This window comes from Marinospirillum sp., assembly GCF_014859565.1.
In genome coordinates, this window is record NZ_JACUUA010000001.1 from 1 (window position 1) to 16,366 (window position 16,366).

13 protein-coding genes and 1 riboswitch are annotated in these 16,366 nt (G+C 50.7%); of the genes, 6 read left to right on the forward strand and 7 right to left on the reverse strand.

The annotated features are described in order from the left end of the window. On the forward strand, nt 1-214 hold a 214-nt coding region (locus tag IBX50_RS00005; protein WP_292252388.1), incomplete at its 5' end, for a PhnD/SsuA/transferrin family substrate-binding protein. Between the two features lie 63 nt (nt 215-277). Here IBX50_RS00005 and IBX50_RS00010 read toward each other — a convergent pair. After that, a complete protein-coding gene (locus IBX50_RS00010) occupies nt 278-1,582 on the reverse strand; it encodes an ATP-binding protein (protein WP_292252389.1) in 1,305 nt (434 codons plus the stop codon). 162 nt (nt 1,583-1,744) lie between these two features. Further along, nucleotides 1,745-1,821: riboswitch (S-adenosyl-L-homocysteine riboswitch) on the forward strand. 69 nt (nt 1,822-1,890) lie between these two features. Here IBX50_RS00010 and ahcY point away from each other — a divergent pair. Beyond that, entirely contained in the window at nt 1,891-3,282 is a 1,392-nt protein-coding gene (ahcY, locus tag IBX50_RS00015) for an adenosylhomocysteinase (protein WP_292252390.1), read from the forward strand. Nucleotides 3,283-3,485: 203 nt separating this feature from the next. Further along, entirely contained in the window at nt 3,486-6,209 is a 2,724-nt protein-coding gene (locus IBX50_RS00020) for a cation-transporting P-type ATPase (RefSeq protein WP_292252391.1), read from the forward strand. 12 nt (nt 6,210-6,221) lie between these two features. Here IBX50_RS00020 and rluA read toward each other — a convergent pair whose 3' ends face one another. Together rluA and IBX50_RS00030 are read right to left on the reverse strand one after the other, a co-directional pair. Next, nucleotides 6,222-6,890, reverse strand: a complete 669-nt coding sequence (gene rluA / locus IBX50_RS00025; RefSeq protein WP_292252392.1) for a bifunctional tRNA pseudouridine(32) synthase/23S rRNA pseudouridine(746) synthase RluA — start codon at nt 6,888-6,890, stop codon at nt 6,222-6,224. Further along, nucleotides 6,887-7,234 (reverse strand): DUF2288 domain-containing protein, encoded by a 348-nt coding sequence (locus IBX50_RS00030; protein WP_292252394.1) that lies wholly within the window; start codon nt 7,232-7,234, stop codon nt 6,887-6,889. The genes rluA and IBX50_RS00030 overlap by 4 nt, the downstream gene beginning before the upstream one ends. A 204-nt stretch (nt 7,235-7,438) precedes the next feature. Between IBX50_RS00030 and IBX50_RS00035 the strand changes: the two genes are divergently transcribed. Next, nucleotides 7,439-8,557, forward strand: coding sequence for a TRAP transporter substrate-binding protein (locus IBX50_RS00035; protein WP_292252395.1), 1,119 nt, complete (start codon nt 7,439-7,441; stop codon nt 8,555-8,557). 62 nt (nt 8,558-8,619) lie between these two features. Here IBX50_RS00035 and IBX50_RS00040 read toward each other — a convergent pair whose 3' ends face one another. Together IBX50_RS00040 and IBX50_RS00045 are read right to left on the reverse strand one after the other, a co-directional pair. Beyond that, nucleotides 8,620-10,014 (reverse strand): TRAP transporter large permease subunit, encoded by a 1,395-nt coding sequence (locus IBX50_RS00040; protein WP_292252396.1) that lies wholly within the window; start codon nt 10,012-10,014, stop codon nt 8,620-8,622. A 2-nt stretch (nt 10,015-10,016) separates the two neighbouring features. Then, the gene (locus IBX50_RS00045; RefSeq protein WP_292252397.1) at nt 10,017-10,565 is read right to left on the reverse strand and encodes a TRAP transporter small permease subunit; all 549 of its coding nucleotides are present in this window, start codon (nt 10,563-10,565) and stop codon (nt 10,017-10,019) included. 138 nt (nt 10,566-10,703) lie between these two features. On the opposite strand from IBX50_RS00045, the gene IBX50_RS00050 reads away from it, so the two are divergent. Together IBX50_RS00050 and metF are read left to right on the forward strand one after the other, a co-directional pair. Further along, nucleotides 10,704-11,630: a DMT family transporter gene (locus tag IBX50_RS00050; protein ID WP_292252399.1), complete on the forward strand. Its 927-nt coding sequence runs from the start codon at nt 10,704-10,706 to the stop codon at nt 11,628-11,630. Nucleotides 11,631-11,730: 100 nt separating this feature from the next. Beyond that, entirely contained in the window at nt 11,731-12,561 is an 831-nt protein-coding gene (metF, locus tag IBX50_RS00055; RefSeq protein WP_292252400.1) for a methylenetetrahydrofolate reductase [NAD(P)H], read from the forward strand. Here the strand turns inward: metF and IBX50_RS00060 are convergent. After that, complete coding sequence (locus tag IBX50_RS00060; RefSeq protein WP_292252401.1) at nt 12,532-15,156, reverse strand: bifunctional diguanylate cyclase/phosphodiesterase; 2,625 nt, start codon at nt 15,154-15,156, stop codon at nt 12,532-12,534. The two genes, metF and IBX50_RS00060, sit on opposite strands and share 30 nt — an antisense overlap. Beyond that, nucleotides 15,156-16,364 carry a CBS domain-containing protein gene (locus tag IBX50_RS00065; RefSeq protein ID WP_292252402.1) on the reverse strand — a complete coding sequence of 403 codons (1,209 nt, stop codon included), beginning with the start codon at nt 16,362-16,364 and terminating at the stop codon, nt 15,156-15,158. Before IBX50_RS00065 ends, IBX50_RS00060 begins: the two co-directional genes overlap by 1 nt. Nucleotides 16,365-16,366 lie beyond the last annotated feature (2 nt).

Sequence of the window (16,366 nt, forward strand, 5' to 3'; positions counted from 1 at the left end):
TGTGTCTGAATCCTCGCTGGCGGCTTATCAGATGCAGCAGTATGAGCTACTGCAAGTTGGCATCCGCCTACCGGATCAAGCCGAAATGCTGTTCACTGGGCTGCCGCTGCCTCGTGTTGTTGAAGCCGTGCTGAGTGGCAAAGCCGATGCAGGATTTGTACGCGCGGGGGTGCTGGAGACGATGCAGCAGGCCGGTGTCCTTGAACCCGCATAATTCACCAGAAAAAACCAGCCTCAGTAGAAACCTTTAATTATCAATGGTTTAATAAAAACCGACTTACTTCAACAGCAGATCCGGAAGGTTCATCAAAAAATGCCATGCAGGTTGAATATGAATACGAACACCCTGCTGCTCAAGGATCTGCTCTTCATTCAAGGTGACCAGAATACCCGAGTCGACTTTCAAGAAGTGCGCGGCTTTAATCAGCCCTTTAAACTCCCTTTCACGCGTATCTGGGTGACTGATGTCATAAGCCACCTGGATGGGGATTTGCACACCTTGCGATGAAAGCAAGAAGTCACACTCCTGCACACCTTTGATAAATTGCAGTTGTGGCTGCTGTTGTCGCAGACTGATGGCGATCAGGTTTTCCAAGAGTTTGCCGTGATCCTGCTGGTAGCGAAAACTCAGCTGGGTCAAAAAGCCATTATCAATCAGGTAGGCTTTTTTCTCGGCCATGGTCTGGCGAACAATCGAAGGGTCGTATTTGCTGGCAATCACGGCGAAATAAACCGCTTCACTCATGGACAGGTAATCATGCAGGGAGTTTTTTCCTACTTTAAAGCCTGCCGTTTTCATTTCATTGTGGATCTTGGCAATGGACAGGGGACTGCTCACGCTTTCCAGCAGGCGCTTGAGAAAATACTTGAGCGCCGGTAGGTTGCTCTCCTGATAGCGTTCCACCAAATCCCGAAACATCATGACATCAAAATAATCCTGCAAGATTTTTCGGCGAATCTCAGCTGATTCAATCGCCACCAATTCTGGGAAACCGCCTTGCACCAGATAGCGTTCAAACTGCGATACCATCAACGCCCGCCCTCTGGAGCTGACAGAATCAGGTTCAATCTGCTGGAAGCGCAAGAACTCATTAAAGTTCAGCGGAAAAACCTCATAACTCAGGCAGCGTCCACGCAACGACGTGGCAATTTCAGAGCTGAGGAGTCGAGAGTTGGAGCCGGTAAGGTAAATATGACGGCTGATGCTGTCATCCAGGCGTCGAACAAACTTTTCCCAGCCCGCCACCTCCTGAATTTCATCAAAAAAGAAGTAGCACTGGCTTAAATCCAGGTCGGGGTAAAGTTCACGGTAAGCCTGCAAAATCAAATCCAGATCTTCAGTGCGAAGGGTTAGTCGCTCATCCTCGAAGCTCATGTAAAGAATGCGCTTCACCTCAAGGGTTTGACGAAGTGTTTGGATGACATCCAGCAGCAGGGAGGTTTTGCCTGCCCGGCGCATCCCTGTCACCACGATGATTTTTTCAATATCCAGCGGAAGCTCGATATCGCGCCGAGTTAAAGGGCGAATGGGTTGATCATGAAAATCAGCAATCAGCTGCTTGAGTAGAGATTTAGTGTTCATGAGTGATATGATAGCCGATAAAATCTTCTAAAAAAAGACAATAATAAAACACTATGCCATTTAGAATGGCCGCCCAGAGCCAGCAGAAGATTGGCTGCAACGCTGGCAGCAGTAGGCTATAATCTTGCTTCAGTGCTGCCTTCACGGTAGCCTGCCTTTCCCTGATCTGAGGGGCGCTGCAGCAGCTTTATACTGTCAGGCTCAGTCCAGGAAACACTGTTCAACGGCGCCCGTTCAACTTAAATGACACGTTTTCTGCCTGTTCAGGCGGATTGCAGGTCTTTAGTAATTAGTTAAACGGAGTGTTTATGACAGATTTTAATGATTTTAAAGTTGCTGATATCCAGCTGGCCGACTGGGGTCGCAAGGAACTGCGCATCGCTGAAAGCGAGATGCCGGCACTGATGGCCATTCGTGCCAAATACCGTGCTGAGCAACCATTAAAAGGTGCCCGTATTGCCGGTTGTATCCACATGACCATCCAAACCGGTGTGTTGATTGAGACCCTGATTGATCTGGGTGCCGAAGTGCGCTGGTCTTCCTGCAACATCTTCTCGACTCAGGATCACGCTGCTGCTGCGATTGCTGCTGCCGGTATTCCAGTATTTGCCTGGAAAGGTGAAACCGAAGAAGAGTACCTCTGGTGCATTAAACAGACTATTGAAGGCAAAAATGGCTGGGTGCCCAACATGGTGCTGGATGACGGCGGCGACCTGACCGAAATCCTGCACAATGAATACCCAGCACTGCTGGATGGTATTCACGGTGTTTCTGAAGAAACCACCACCGGTGTGCATCGCCTGATCGAAATGATGAAAAAGGGTACGCTGAAAATTCCAGCCATCAACGTCAATGATGCCGTAACCAAGTCCAAGAATGACAACAAATACGGCTGCCGTCACAGCCTCAATGATGCCATCAAACGCGCCACTGACCACCTGCTGTCCGGCAAACAGGCACTGGTGATTGGTTATGGTGATGTGGGCAAGGGTTCTGCTGCTTCTTTGCGTCAGGAAGGCATGATTGTTAAGGTCACTGAAGTGGACCCCATTTGTGCCATGCAAGCCTGCATGGATGGTTACGAAGTGGTCTCTCCTTACCTGAAGGGTCAGAATACCGGTAAGGATGATGGCATTGATGCTCTGCTGCTAGGCAAGATTGATCTGGTCGTTACCACCACCGGCAACGTCAATGTCTGTGATGCACCGATGATGAAAGCCCTGAAAAAAGGCGCGGTAGTGTGCAACATTGGTCACTTCGACAATGAAATCGATACGGCTTACACCCGCAGCAACTGGGCCTGGCAGGAAATCAAGCCTCAGGTACACAAGGTGTTCCGTGATGGCAAACCCGATCAGTTTGATGAAGCCAGCAATGACTACCTGATCCTGCTGTCTGAAGGCCGCCTGGTGAACCTGGGTAACGCCACCGGCCACCCCAGCCGTATTATGGATGGCTCTTTTGCTAACCAGGTACTGGCACAAATCCACCTGTATAAAGCCGATTTTGCTAACCTGCCTGCTGATCAGAAACCCGGCAAAGTCACTGTGGAAGTACTACCCAAAGAGCTGGACGAAGAAGTGGCTCGTTATATGGTGGAAGGTTTTGGTGGTGTAATCACCCAACTGACACCCAAACAGGCCGAATATCTGGGTGTACCTCAGCAGGGTCCTTTTAAACCAGAGACTTACCGCTACTGATTGGCTTCGGAGCAGGTTTGCCTGTTCCGACCTTTTGCCCCTGCTGTCATGGATGATAGCAGGAGGTTATTACCGCCCCGCCTCGATCTAACGGCTTGATTTCTTATCCAAAACAAGGCTGCGCTGACACCCTCCCGGTTTTCCTTTAATGCCCTGCTCTGTGTGTTAGTATCTTTTTGTACGGCAAACAAAGGAGGATATCCGTGAAAAGTTTACCTAAAGAACTCTGGCATCATCTGGCTGAAGAAGACGTTTTTGAAGCCTTAAAAAGTGACCATCACGAAGGTTTAAGCAGCAGTGAAGTGGAAGAACGCTTACGCCTGTTCGGTTCTAATTCCATTACTGCACAAAAGCCTGTTCCAGCCTGGAAGCGCTTTTTATTACAGTTTCACAACCCACTAATTTATATCCTGTTGGTTGCAACCTTAGTAACCTTCTTCCTGAAGGAATACATCGATTCTGCTGTTATTTTTGGCGTGGTGATTGTTAATGCCATTATTGGTTATATGCAGGAAGCCAAGGCCGAAGATGCAATCAACTCCCTTAAAAAGATGCTCTCTGCCAATGCCAGTGTTGTCCGAAATGGCAAACGTGTATCCATTCCTGCCACTGAGCTGGTACCGGGTGACATCGTTTATCTGGCCTCCGGTGACAAGGTTCCTGCTGATTTGCGCTTGTTCGAGAACCGTGACCTGCAGATTGATGAGTCAGCATTAACTGGTGAGTCTGTTGCCGTACAGAAAAAACGTGCTGAGTTGGAAAAAGACACGGTGCTGGCTGATCGTGTCAACATGGCTTTTGCCGGTACATTGGTAACCTACGGCCAGGGCGGCGGTGTGGTGATTGGCACCGGTGATGACACCGAAACCGGCAAGATTGCCCACATGATCTCTGAAGCAGTCAGTCTGGATACCCCGCTGACCCAGAAAATTCACGCCTTCAGCAAGATCCTGCTGTATGTGATTTTGGGTCTGGCTGCCATCACTTTTGTTGTTGGCCTGCTGCATGGTCAGGACTGGGTTTCCACCTTTATGGCTGCAGTGGCGCTGGCTGTTGCTGCCATTCCGGAGGGTTTGCCAGCTGTTGTGACCATCACCTTGGCGATAGGTGTACGGCGCATGGCCATGCGTAATGCCATAGTGCGTAAACTACCTGCCGTAGAAACACTGGGTTCCACCACTATCATTTGTTCGGACAAAACCGGCACCCTGACCGAAAACCAGATGACCGTTCAGAAGGTATTTGCCGGTGATCAAGAATATGATCTGACCGGCAGTGGTTATCAGCCAGAAGGTGAAATCCATCAGGAAGACAATAAGATCAGCCAATTGCCTGCCGCCCTGCGGGAGTGTCTGGTTGCGGGGTTGATCAGCAATGATTCTGAACTGATCCAGAAGGAAGGTCTCTGGCAGGTACAGGGTGACCCGACTGAAGGTGCGTTAATCACTTCTGCTCTTAAAGCAGGATTGGATAAAGAAGAATTACTGCAACACCACAAACGTCTGGATGTTATTCCCTTTGAATCTGATCGCCAGTACATGGCTACCCTGCATCAGCAGGATGAGTCTGGTAATGTCATTTACCTCAAGGGTTCACTGGAACGCACCCTGATCCGCTGCAAGGATGCGCAGGATGCTGATGGCAACTTGATCACCCTGGATCGTGACAAGGTCACTAAAATGGCCGAGAAGTTTGCAGCGATGGGGTTACGGGTACTGTGTCTTGCCATGCAACGAGTGCCGAAGGATGAAACCACCTTTGATCGCTTCCATGAACAGGAAGATGCCGAGCAGCTGACTTTTATTGGTTTGCAGGCGATGATCGATCCGCCCCGTGCTGAAGCCATACGTGCGGTCGCCACCTGCCAGAAGGCTGGTATTGCAGTAAAAATGATCACCGGCGACCATGCCCTGACCGCCCGTGCCATTGCAGAACAGATCGGTATTGCTCATCCGGAAGGAAAGGATGAAAAACACCGAGTGCTGACCGGTCGTGAACTGGCCGAGATGAGTGATCATGAACTGCTGGCCGAGGTTGAATTGGTTGCAGTATTTGCCCGTGTTGCTCCAGAGCAGAAACTCAAACTGGTCACCGCATTACAAGCCAAAAAGCATGTGGTTGCCATGACGGGTGACGGGGTGAATGATGCCCCAGCACTGAAAAAGGCCGATATTGGTGTGGCGATGGGTATTGCCGGTACCGAAGTATCCAAGGAAGCTGCCGACATGGTGCTGACGGATGATAACTTTGCCACCATTGAAGGTGCCGTCGAAGAAGGCCGTAATGTCTTTGATAATCTGGTGAAGTTCATCACCTGGATTCTGCCCACCAATCTTGGGCAGGGCATGGTGATCATGGTGGCGGTACTGATTGGTGCCACCTTGCCGGTGTTACCGGTGCAGGCACTGTGGCTGAACATGACCACTGCGGTATTTCTGGGGTTGATGCTAGCCTTTGAACCCAGAGAACCGGGCATCATGAAACGTATGCCGCGTATTCCGGATTCACCCATTCTTAACGGTGAAATGATCGGACGTATCTTCTCGGTCAGTGCGCTGTTATTAATTGGTGCTTTTGGTCTGTTCCAGTGGGCTCTGGCTCAGGGAGAAACTGAAGAAGTAGCACGGACTCTGGCAGTGACGCTGTTTGTGGTGGTGCAGAGCGCCTTTCTGTTCAACTGCCGCTCACTCACCATCAGCCTGTTCCGTACTCCTATCTTCTCCAACCTGTGGATCTGGGGTGGTGTGGGTGCCATGCTGCTGGCTCAACTGGCCTTTATCTACACACCACTGATGAATACCTTGTTCCAGAGTGCACCCCTGACTCTGGCACACTGGGGTCTAATGCTGGTCTACGGTGTGGTGGTGTTACTGCTGGTAGAGCTAGAAAAAACCATCTGGCGGGCACATAAGGCCAAATCCAAATAATCTGTCCAGCACTTAAAAAGTACAGGGAGCGGTAAATACCAGCCGCTCGCCTGAATAAGGATGACTCACTTCCAGCTCCAGCGCATGCAACAGCAGCCTGGGGCTGGCTGCCAAAGCCTCACCCGAGGCGTAAAAACGGTCACCCAGTATTGGGCAACCTATGGATAACAGATGCACCCGCAACTGGTGTGAACGACCGGTGAAAGGGTGCAGTTCCACCCGACTGGTAACACCGTCACTCTCCAGCACCCGGTAACGGGTTAATGAGGGTTTGCCGGTTTCAAAACACACCTTCTGCAAAGGCCGGTTTGGCCAGTCACAAATCAGTGGCAGATTAATCTCCCCTTCCGATTCCGCAGGACATCCCCAGACTCGTGCCAGATAGACTTTGCGTGTCTGACGTTCCTGAAACTGGATTTTTAATGCCCGTTCGGCTTTTTTACGCAGGGTCAGCAGTAACACTCCCGAGGTATCCATATCCAGCCGATGCACCAACTCGGCATAAGGAGAAATTTCCTTGGCACGTGTTTCTACACTGTCTCTGAGTGCTTCATCCCGCCCTGGATTGGATAACAAACCAGAAGGCTTGTTGATCACCAGCAGGTCTTTATCCTGATAAAGAATATCCAGCCAGGGTTCGGTTGGCGGATGGTAATCCACAGCGGGTAATACATGACTCATTGCAGGCGTTCTGCCGCAGGTCTTTCGAGCCGATACTGCACCAATACCCAGGGCGCCACCACCAGCGCCCAGACACCGGTATTTTCCTGATGCCAAGCATGGGCATCTTCATCCTCAACAGTACCCACGACACCAGCATCCATCCAGAGTTGAAACTGGTGCTTGTTGTCTTGAATAAGCTCAAAAGCCACGTCAACCAGATCCAGACTGGCATCCACCCGCACCACGGTGCCGCGAGCGTGGTGGACTTCCAGCTCACGCCAGCCAATCAGCGCTGTTTCCAGCGCCAGCTTGCTACGCAGCAGCTCGGGACTGTTTGCTTCTGGGTGTTCGTTTTGCATCATTATTACCTCTAGCTGTACAGGGTAAATGTACAAAAATACCCTGCGACCTTGCGTCAGATCATTTTTCTTTAATGCCGTGCAAATTTGCGTGTAGTATTAAATCAGCTGCAGGGCAGAGCAGGCATTCTAGTGGATTCAACAACAGGATGCTAAACAGCAGCGCAAAACAAAAAAATCAAAAAACCATCTTGGAGCTATTCGATTATGAAAAACAAAACCGTAGACCAGGGCAAGCGCAACTTTATCAAAACCGCTGCCATAGGGGCAGGTGCTGCTGCAGCAGCTACAGTTGCTGCCCCGGCTATTGCTCAGCGCAACATTACTTGGCGTATGGTCACCACCTGGCCGCGTAACTTTCCTGGCCTGGGTGTGGGTGCACAGCGTCTGGCTGACCGTATCACTGCCATGTCCGGTGGTCGTTTAACTGTTCGTGTTTTCCCTGCTGGTGAGTTGGTTCCTGCACTGCAATCCTTTGATGCCGTGATCGAAGGTTCTGCAGAAATGAGCCACGGTGCAGCCTATTACTGGCAGAACAAAAGTCAGGCCACCTCTTTCTTCACCGGTGTTCCCTACGGTATGACCTCCCGCGAACTGTCTGCCTGGGTACGTTTTATGGGCGGCCAGGAAATCTGGGACAAGGTGTATGACCAGTTTGGTGTGAAAGGTTTCCTCTCCGGTGATACCGGCACTCAAGCCGGTGGTTGGTTCCGCAAGGAAGTCAAAAGCCTGGCCGACATTCAGGGCATCAACTTCCGAACTCCCGGTCTGGGCGGTCAAGTCTGGCAGCGTATGGGTGCCAACGTGGTGAACATGGCTGCGGGTGAAATTTTCCAGGCATTACAATCCGGCGCACTGGATGCCGCTGAGTTTGTCGGCCCCTACAACGACCTGGCACTGGGTTTTCACCAGATTTGCAAAGAGTATTACCTGCCCAGCTTCATTGAACCTGGCCTGGCGACCGAAGCCGTAGTGAACAAGTCTGCTTTTGCCAAGCTGCCCAAGGACCTGCAGCAAATTGTTGAAATTGCCTGTCAGGCGGAATACGACCAGGTGGCATCTGACTTCTATGCCAACGACCCAATTGCACTGAAGCGCCTGGTCGAAGAGCATGGTGTGAATCTGCGGACCTTCCCAGATGATCTGCTGGAAGCTGGTGCCAAGGCTTCCATGGACATCGTCAACGGCCTGCGTGAACACCGTGATGCCCTGACTCGTGAAACTGCAGAAAGCTTTGTGAAAAGCCTTAACCTGCTGCGTACCCGCACCGAGCTGGTGGATCAGCGTTTTGGTCTGGCACGCGAGAAGTACATCAAATACAGCTGATTTTCTGTATTCTGCTAGTCATAAAAAACCCCGCCATGGCGGGGTTTTTTATTTCTGGTCAATCAGTTGCCATACAGCTTGTTCGGCAACCAGGTGACAATTTCCGGGAAGATGATCAACAACGCCATCGCCAGAATTTGTAATGCTACAAAGGGTAAGGCACCTTCATAAATCATACGGGTGGATACCTCTGACGGCGCCACACCCCGCAGATAAAAAAGTGAGAAACCAAAGGGTGGTGTCAGAAAGCTGGTCTGTAAATTAACCGCTACCATAACACCCAGCCAAATGGGATCAACATCCATCATCAGCAGTACCGGTGCGGTGATCGGCAGCACAATAAAGATGATTTCAAAGGTATCAAGGATAAACCCCAGCACAAACATCAGTAGCATCACAAACAGGATGGCTCCCAGGGTGCCACCGGGCAAACTGTTGAGGAAGTCACTGACCAGCTCATCCCCGCCCATCATGCGGAATACCAGCGAAAAGACGGAAGCACCCAGCAGAATCACAAACACCATGGTGGTGGTATTGGCAGTGGCCAGCATGCCTTCACGCAGATTTTTAAGTGTCAGCTTACGCTTTATTGCCGCCAGCAGCAGGGCACCCACCGCACCCACAGAGGCTGATTCAGTTGGTGTTGCAATACCACCCAGGATTGAACCCAGTACAGCCATGATCAGCAACAAGGGCGGTACCAGACTGGTCAGTATATCGCGACCAAGGTTGGCTTTTTCTTCTGCGGTCACTTCCAGTGCAGGGCAACTCTGCGGGTCTTTGATGGATTTAATAATCATCCATGTCATATAGAGACCCACCAGTAACAAGCCAGGGAAAAAAGCACCAGCAAACAAGTCACCCACCGATACCGTCTTGGGTGCAAAATTACCCATGGACATCTGCACCTGAGAGTTGATGCCGGATAACATGTCACCCATAAAAATCAGCACGGTGGAGGGTGGAATGATCTGCCCGAGTGTACCGGATGCACAAATCACACCCGTAGCCAAACGCGGATCATAACCGGCACGTAACATCGCAGGCAGGGACAACAACCCCATGGTGACTACCGTTGCACCAACAATACCGGTGGAGGCTGCCAGCAAGGCACCCACCACTATCACTGAAAGCCCCAAGCCACCACGCAGAGTGCCAAAAATGCGCCCCATGGTGATCAGCAGCTTTTCAGCAATACCGGAACGTTCCAGCATCATGCCCATAAAAATGAACAGCGGCACAGCGACCAGCACTTCGTTCAGCATCACCCCCACATAGCGGGATGCCAGGCTGTTGAAGTTGGAAGGATCAAACGCACCTAATAACCAGCCGATACCAGCAAAAAACAGTGATACACCCGCCAGTGAGAAAGCCACCGGGTAACCCAGCATCAACACCGCAATGATGCCAAAAAACATCACTACAGAGAGAACCTCACCAATCAAAACAGGATCCATGATTATTTGCCCTCCTGATAACGATATTCCTCAGGAAGCAGATCCTGTTTGTTCATCAACACCAGCAGCCCGCGCAGGAACATCGCCAGCGCCTGCAGGGCAACCACAAAAGCAAACACCAGAATAAAACTTTTCACGATATACAAACCCGGCATACCACCAAAATTGGCAGAACCTTCCATCCAGCGCCAGGAGCGCATAACGTAGGGCAGGCTCCAGTACACCAGAATGGTCACAAAAGGTGCGACAAAAAACAGACTGCCGAACATGTCGACCATGGCTTTGCGTCGGATGTTGGCCGGTCGATAAAAAATATCCACTCGTACATGGGAGTTGTTAAACAGGGCAAAACCGGACAGCCCCATAAACATCATGGCGTTGAGCCAGACATAAAGATCCTGCATCCAGATGGAGCCGGAAGAAAAAACGTAGCGCAGTACAACAACCGAAAAACACACCAGCACAATCCCCAGCGAAAACCAGGAAAAAAAGTGCCCGAGCAGGATGTTGAACCGGCTGATAAAACGAACAATCAGCGCTAAAGCCCGCACTTTGCAGCCCTCTTGTTGTTTGGTCGATCTTAATTTAGTTGATGCTCGACCCTTGAGCGACAGCTTTCCTGATCTGGTGGCAAGAATACATGATATTCTTGAGCAAAACACTCAACAGCCACCAGCGAAATACCTTCCATGCCAACAAACAATACCAAACGAAATATTGAATGGCTTGCTTACCTGCTGCTGATCCTAACCACTTTATTCTGGGGTGGGAATTTTGTGGTCGGGCGAGCGGTTCATGCTGATATACCACCGATTGCACTGGCTTGGTGGCGCTGGCTGCTGGCACTGCTGATTATACTGCCATTTACCTTGCGTCCCCTGTGGCAAGCCAGAGGCATCATTCGTCAGCACTGGGTGTGCTTGTCACTGATGTCTTTGCTGGGTGTCACCGGTTTTAACACGCTGGTGTATCTTGGTTTGCAGACCCTGCCTGCCAGCAATGCCATTCTGCTGTTATCCGCTTGCCCAGTATTTATTCTGGCTTTTTCCTGGTGGTTTTTTGGTGATCGGATCAACCGCTTGCAAATTATCGGGATGCTGGTTTCACTGGGGGGGATCTGGGTGCTGGTCAGCAAGGGTGCACCTCTGCAACTGTTCAGTCAGCTGGGTGGCGGTAATGGTAACCTTTGGGTGCTGGCTGCCGTGATCAGCTGGGCGATTTATTCAGTGATGCTAAGGTTGCGTCCCGCCGGGCTGGGCGGGTTGGCTTTTTTTGGACTAACTTCGCTGCTGGGGTTATTGTTCCTGACCCCTTTTTATCTGTTTGAAATACTGGTGCAGGACAAAATGCTGACCTTTAACACTACCAGCCTGATGAGTATTGGGTATGTGGGGGTGTTTGCTTCGGTAGCCGCCTTTTTGTTCTGGAACCGGGGCGTAGAAATTCTGACACCCAGCCGTGCAGGCTATTTTATTCACCTGATTCCAGTCTGGGGGCTGATTCTAGCCAGCATTTTTCTGGCAGAGCGCCTGCAGATGTTTCACTGGATGGGTATGGCTTTGATCTTCTGCGGTATCTGGCTGGCCACCCTGTTGGGGCGGCGCGTCACAAAGTGAATACAGCTCATGCAAACTGTTAAAAAATTTCACTCATTCAGCATTTTATTCATAAACAGGGCAGGTTAAGCTGCCCTTAACTTATCAACTGGATTGAATCATGTCTTCCACAACCGTCAGTTTCGAATTCTTCCCCCCCAAAACCCCAGCCGGTCAGGAAAAGCTGCTGACGGTTCGAGATCAACTCGCTGCTGTTTCACCGGAGTTTTTTTCGGTGACTTATGGTGCCGGTGGCTCCACTCAGGATGGCACGTTAAACACCGTGCTGGCATTGCGCGAAACAGGCATTGATACCGCACCGCACCTGTCCTGTATTGGTGCCAGCCGCAGTGAACTGAAAACCCTGCTGCAAAACTACAAGGACAAAGGCATTCGTCGTTTAGTGGCACTGCGTGGTGATCTGCCTTCCGGCATGGGAATGGGTGGCGAGCTGCGTTATGCCAATGAGCTGGTGGCGTTTATCCGGCAAGAATTCGGTGATGACTTTATTCTGGAAGTGGCGGCTTATCCTGAGTCTCACCCTCAGGCAGCCAATCTGGATGTCGACATCAAGAATTTTGTGCGCAAATGTCAGGCGGGTGCCGACAGTGCCATCACCCAGTATTTCTTTAACGCTGATGCCTACTTTTATTTTGTCGATCGCGTTCGAGCCGCCGGAGTCGAAATCCCGATTATTCCGGGCATTATGCCCATCACCAACTACAGCAAACTGGCTCGTTTTTCAGATGCCTGCGGTGCCGAGATTCCGCGCTGGATCAGAAAGCAGCTGGAAGCCTATGGTGATGACACGGACAGCATCTGCCAGTTTGGTGAAGAAGTGATTTCACGCCTGTGCCAGCAACTACTAGAAGGTGGTGCACCCGGCCTGCATTTTTACACCCTGAACCAGGCCGGTGCGTCTTTAGCTGTGGTGCGGAATCTGGGTAAATAGCGCATCCATACGGGGGTCATGGCTGACCAGCTCTGGCCCCGGCATTCCAACAAAATACCCCTGCGCATAATCCACACCCAGTTCACGAATGGCATGCAGCACGGCTTCATCTTCCACATACTCAGCAATGGTTTTCATGCCCAGGCCCTGTGCCAGCGTGACAATACTTTTTACAAAGGCCATGTACTTGTCATCGTGCAGCATGTTGCGGATGAACTCACCTTCAATCTTGATGACATCTATCGGGAAGTGTTTGATGTAGTGGTAAGACGAAAAGCCTGAACCAAAATCATCAATGGCAAAGTTGAAACCTTCCATTTTTAAATCCAACACAAATTTTTCCAGCAACGCCATGTTACTGACGGTTTCCCGCTCGGTCAGCTCAAACACCACACGACTGGTGGCTACACCATAATCCACTGCCAGACGGTGCACCTTGCCAATGAACTCACCAATGATCAGCGAACGAGGTGAAAGATTGATAAAAATCTGCCCCTGATAACCCTGCTGCTGGATCTGCTCAAAAGCCTTTTCGATCAGCTGGTAATCCATCTTGTGCACCACACCGATGGTTTCGGCCACATCAATAAACTCAAAGGCAGAAATCACCTTGTCACCCAACTGGATACGCATCAGCAGTTCATGGATAACAATCTCGCCGGTTTTTAAATCAATAATCGGCTGGAAATAAGGAATGATACGGCGCTCTTCCAGAGCATTCAGTACCATCTGGCTTTTTTCACCTACCTCTTTAAACACCTCAGCCACTTCATTCTCAGCGGGTAAGGCAATGGCGTTTTTACCACTGCGCTTGGCCTTGTACATCATGTTATCAGCCATCACAAACAGATCAGCGGGGTTCTGACCATGTTGCGGGTAAACAGCCACACCCACAGAACTGGTGGCACGAACGCTGTTGCCTTCCGGGGTGGTCAGTGACAGTTTTTCCAGCTGCTCCATGATGCGTTGCGCCACACTGTGCGCCTGCTCTTCACCGGCTTCCGGCAGAATAATGGTGAATTCATCACCACCATAACGCGCCAGTACATCACCTGGTCGCACCGCCTGCTGTAAAACACCGGCAAACCCTTGCAAGAACTGGTCACCAAAGCTGTGCCCATAACGGTCATTCACTGTCTTGAAGTTATCCAGATCCAGCATCAACAGACTGAAATGCACATCATGCCGCTGGGAACGACCTATCTCATAGCCCAGCAATTCCTTGAACATGCGCTGGTTATACAGGCTGGTGAGTGGATCACGAGTGGCGTAATACTCCAGATCCTGGGTGTACTTGTAGATGGCTTTCACCGAACCCACCAGGTTCAGCAAGGTGGTCAGAATACTGCCAATCACCATATGGCGGATAGGGTCTTTTGCGATTTTCGACTGCACACCTATCCCCACCACACCACCAATTTTGGGTGTTTCCAGCATCAGGGAGCGGGTTTGCAAATCCACATCCTGCAAGGTGAGGATGCCCTGCAGATCCTGCTCTTCGGTGGAGGGGTCAGCAATATGGTGCTCAATATTAAGAATCGGAATGCCGGTATGGAAATGCGGATGGTTGGACAGCTGTTTGATGACTACCTGCTCAAACATCTTGCGAGTGCCTTCGGAGACATTAAAGCGCCAGAAGATTTCCAGCTCGTAACCTTCATCTTCAACCTGAAACACCGTCACCAGTGAATGAGCCACCAGGATGGTGTTGATATCAATCAGCAGGTCTTTGATGAAGTCGCGCCAGTCACGCACGATATCCGAGGTGATGATGAATTTACCCAGCAGGCGGATTTCGAACTCAAGAATGTCCTTATCCACAGCCACATCCTTGAGCTGTTCCACCAGCAGGTTAACACTGCGAAAAGCATCATCCAGCTCAGTGAAATGGAAGTTGGTCTGGGTCATATCCAGCTGGCGAAAATCCTTGACTGAGTTGACCTGCTCCAGGCGCTCCTTGAAGCCATCGGTGGCCTTCTGGATATGGCGTGCAACATAACGACTCACCAGTGCCGCCATCACCAGCATTAACAAACCAAAACCAAGGAACATGGCAATGTTGTTGCGCCGTACTTCTGCACTGATCGGGCGCATATCCTGCTGGATATCAATCACGCCCAGCACATCACCCACTTCAGCATTCAGGTGGCAGGACAGACATTCATCTCGTGCCTGCATCGGATAAATTCGACGCATCAGACCATCGGTTTCCAACAGCAGCTCTTCACCACTGACAAAAACACCCTGCACCGATGCATCCAGCGCCGGTTGGTTGATCTCACCAAACAGCTCTTCTACCTTGCTGCCACGATAAATCTCCACATCAAACGGACTGGTGACAAACGCATCACGGGTGCCTTGCAGAAAATCTTCCAGCTGCTCTCTCGTCCAGCCCATCCGCATGACCTGAAACATGGAGTTAAAGGTTTGCTGGGCAATGCTATGAGAGGTTTGTACCGCCTGGCGAGCAAGAATATTCTCATACAGCAGGGAGGCAACCAGAGTGACGCCAAGAAATACCGCCAGAGTAACCGCCAGGGTGGATGAAAAAACAAAACCCCGCAGGGTGTTCAACAGAAACTTGTATCGGTTCACTATTCGTTTGCCCCCTGGGGCCTGTCAATTGGGGCTTGTTGCCCCATTCGGATTCTAAAACTCAGAAGTGTAAAACCATGATCTATATCGGGTGTCAGTGGTTTTGAACTCAACTGATATGCTTGATACTCACCACTGGACGCTCTGATCAATAAACTGATCTGGGCAGGTCGCCCGAGTGCCAGTTGATTAAAAAAATGTTCCAGCGCAGCAACCGGCTGGTGACCACTAAGCAATTCCTGAATAGACCGCCCTTGTTGCAGCATTTCGACCGAAAAAAGCTCCACTGCTGCTTTGTTGGCATATTCAATACCACTCTGAGCACTCATCAGCAGCGCCGGATAACCCACCTCATCCAATAACAAGGTTAATGCCTGATTTTTCTGCTGCAGACGTTGATTGTTTTCTTTCAGCTCCTGCTGCTGTTTTTTGACCAGATCAAACCACTGGTTGTAATAGATGCTGACCAGATCCTGCTGACTAATCAGCCCCACTACTTTTTTCTGCTCATCCACCACCACCAGCCGTTTAAAACCTTTTTCACGGATGGTGGTGAGCGCTTGATATATGGATAGCTGTTCTGTCAGAGTAAACACCGGGCTGGACATCACCCGCTCAACCATCTGGGAAAGATCAGCTCCGGATTGCAACAAACGTATGGCATCCGTCTGAGTGAGAATTCCCAGTGGTACCCGATCTTCGCTAACCAGTGCGGTGTTCACACCCTGCTGCTGCATCAGTGACAATACCAGACTCACCGGCATCTCCTTGTTGACCTGCAGCAGTTGAACACCGCGTAACAGATCACTGAGCCGTTGATTTTCTGCCAGTGTCTCCGGATCAAGGCTCTGGATCAAATCGGTATAACTGACAATACCCTTCAGCTGATTGTCTGCATCCACCAGACAGACCTGCTCCGCTTGATGGATACTGATCAGGCGTATCGCTTCTTCCACACTGGCATCCGGTGATAATTGCAGGGCAGGCGGTAAAAAAACCTGCGACAGAGGGGCGGAAAAAGCCACACCCTGCAAATGGAAAGTGACCAGATCTCCGGCCAGCAGCAGCTTATAACCCCGTGCACTGCGAACCAGCAGGCTGCGAATACGCTGCTGATTCATCAGCTCCAGAGCCTGACGCAAGCTGGCAGTGTCATCCAGGCAGATGACATCGCGGGTGGCTATGGCCTGTAAAGTCGGAAACAGCATGG

Bases quoted from the DNA above. Each gene is read 5' to 3' on its own strand.
- IBX50_RS00065 (WP_292252402.1), bottom strand. From the start codon at position 16,364: ATGCTGTTTCCGACTTTACAGGCCATAGCCACCCGCGATGTCATCTGC.
- IBX50_RS00035 (WP_292252395.1), top strand. From the start codon at position 7,439: ATGAAAAACAAAACCGTAGACCAGGGCAAGCGCAACTTTATCAAAACC.
- metF (WP_292252400.1), top strand. From the start codon at position 11,731: ATGTCTTCCACAACCGTCAGTTTCGAATTCTTCCCCCCCAAAACCCCA.
- IBX50_RS00010 (WP_292252389.1), bottom strand. From the start codon at position 1,582: ATGAACACTAAATCTCTACTCAAGCAGCTGATTGCTGATTTTCATGAT.
- IBX50_RS00050 (WP_292252399.1), top strand. From the start codon at position 10,704: ATGCCAACAAACAATACCAAACGAAATATTGAATGGCTTGCTTACCTG.
- ahcY (WP_292252390.1), top strand. From the start codon at position 1,891: ATGACAGATTTTAATGATTTTAAAGTTGCTGATATCCAGCTGGCCGAC.
- IBX50_RS00030 (WP_292252394.1), bottom strand. From the start codon at position 7,234: ATGATGCAAAACGAACACCCAGAAGCAAACAGTCCCGAGCTGCTGCGT.
- IBX50_RS00040 (WP_292252396.1), bottom strand. From the start codon at position 10,014: ATGGATCCTGTTTTGATTGGTGAGGTTCTCTCTGTAGTGATGTTTTTT.
- rluA (WP_292252392.1), bottom strand. From the start codon at position 6,890: ATGAGTCATGTATTACCCGCTGTGGATTACCATCCGCCAACCGAACCC.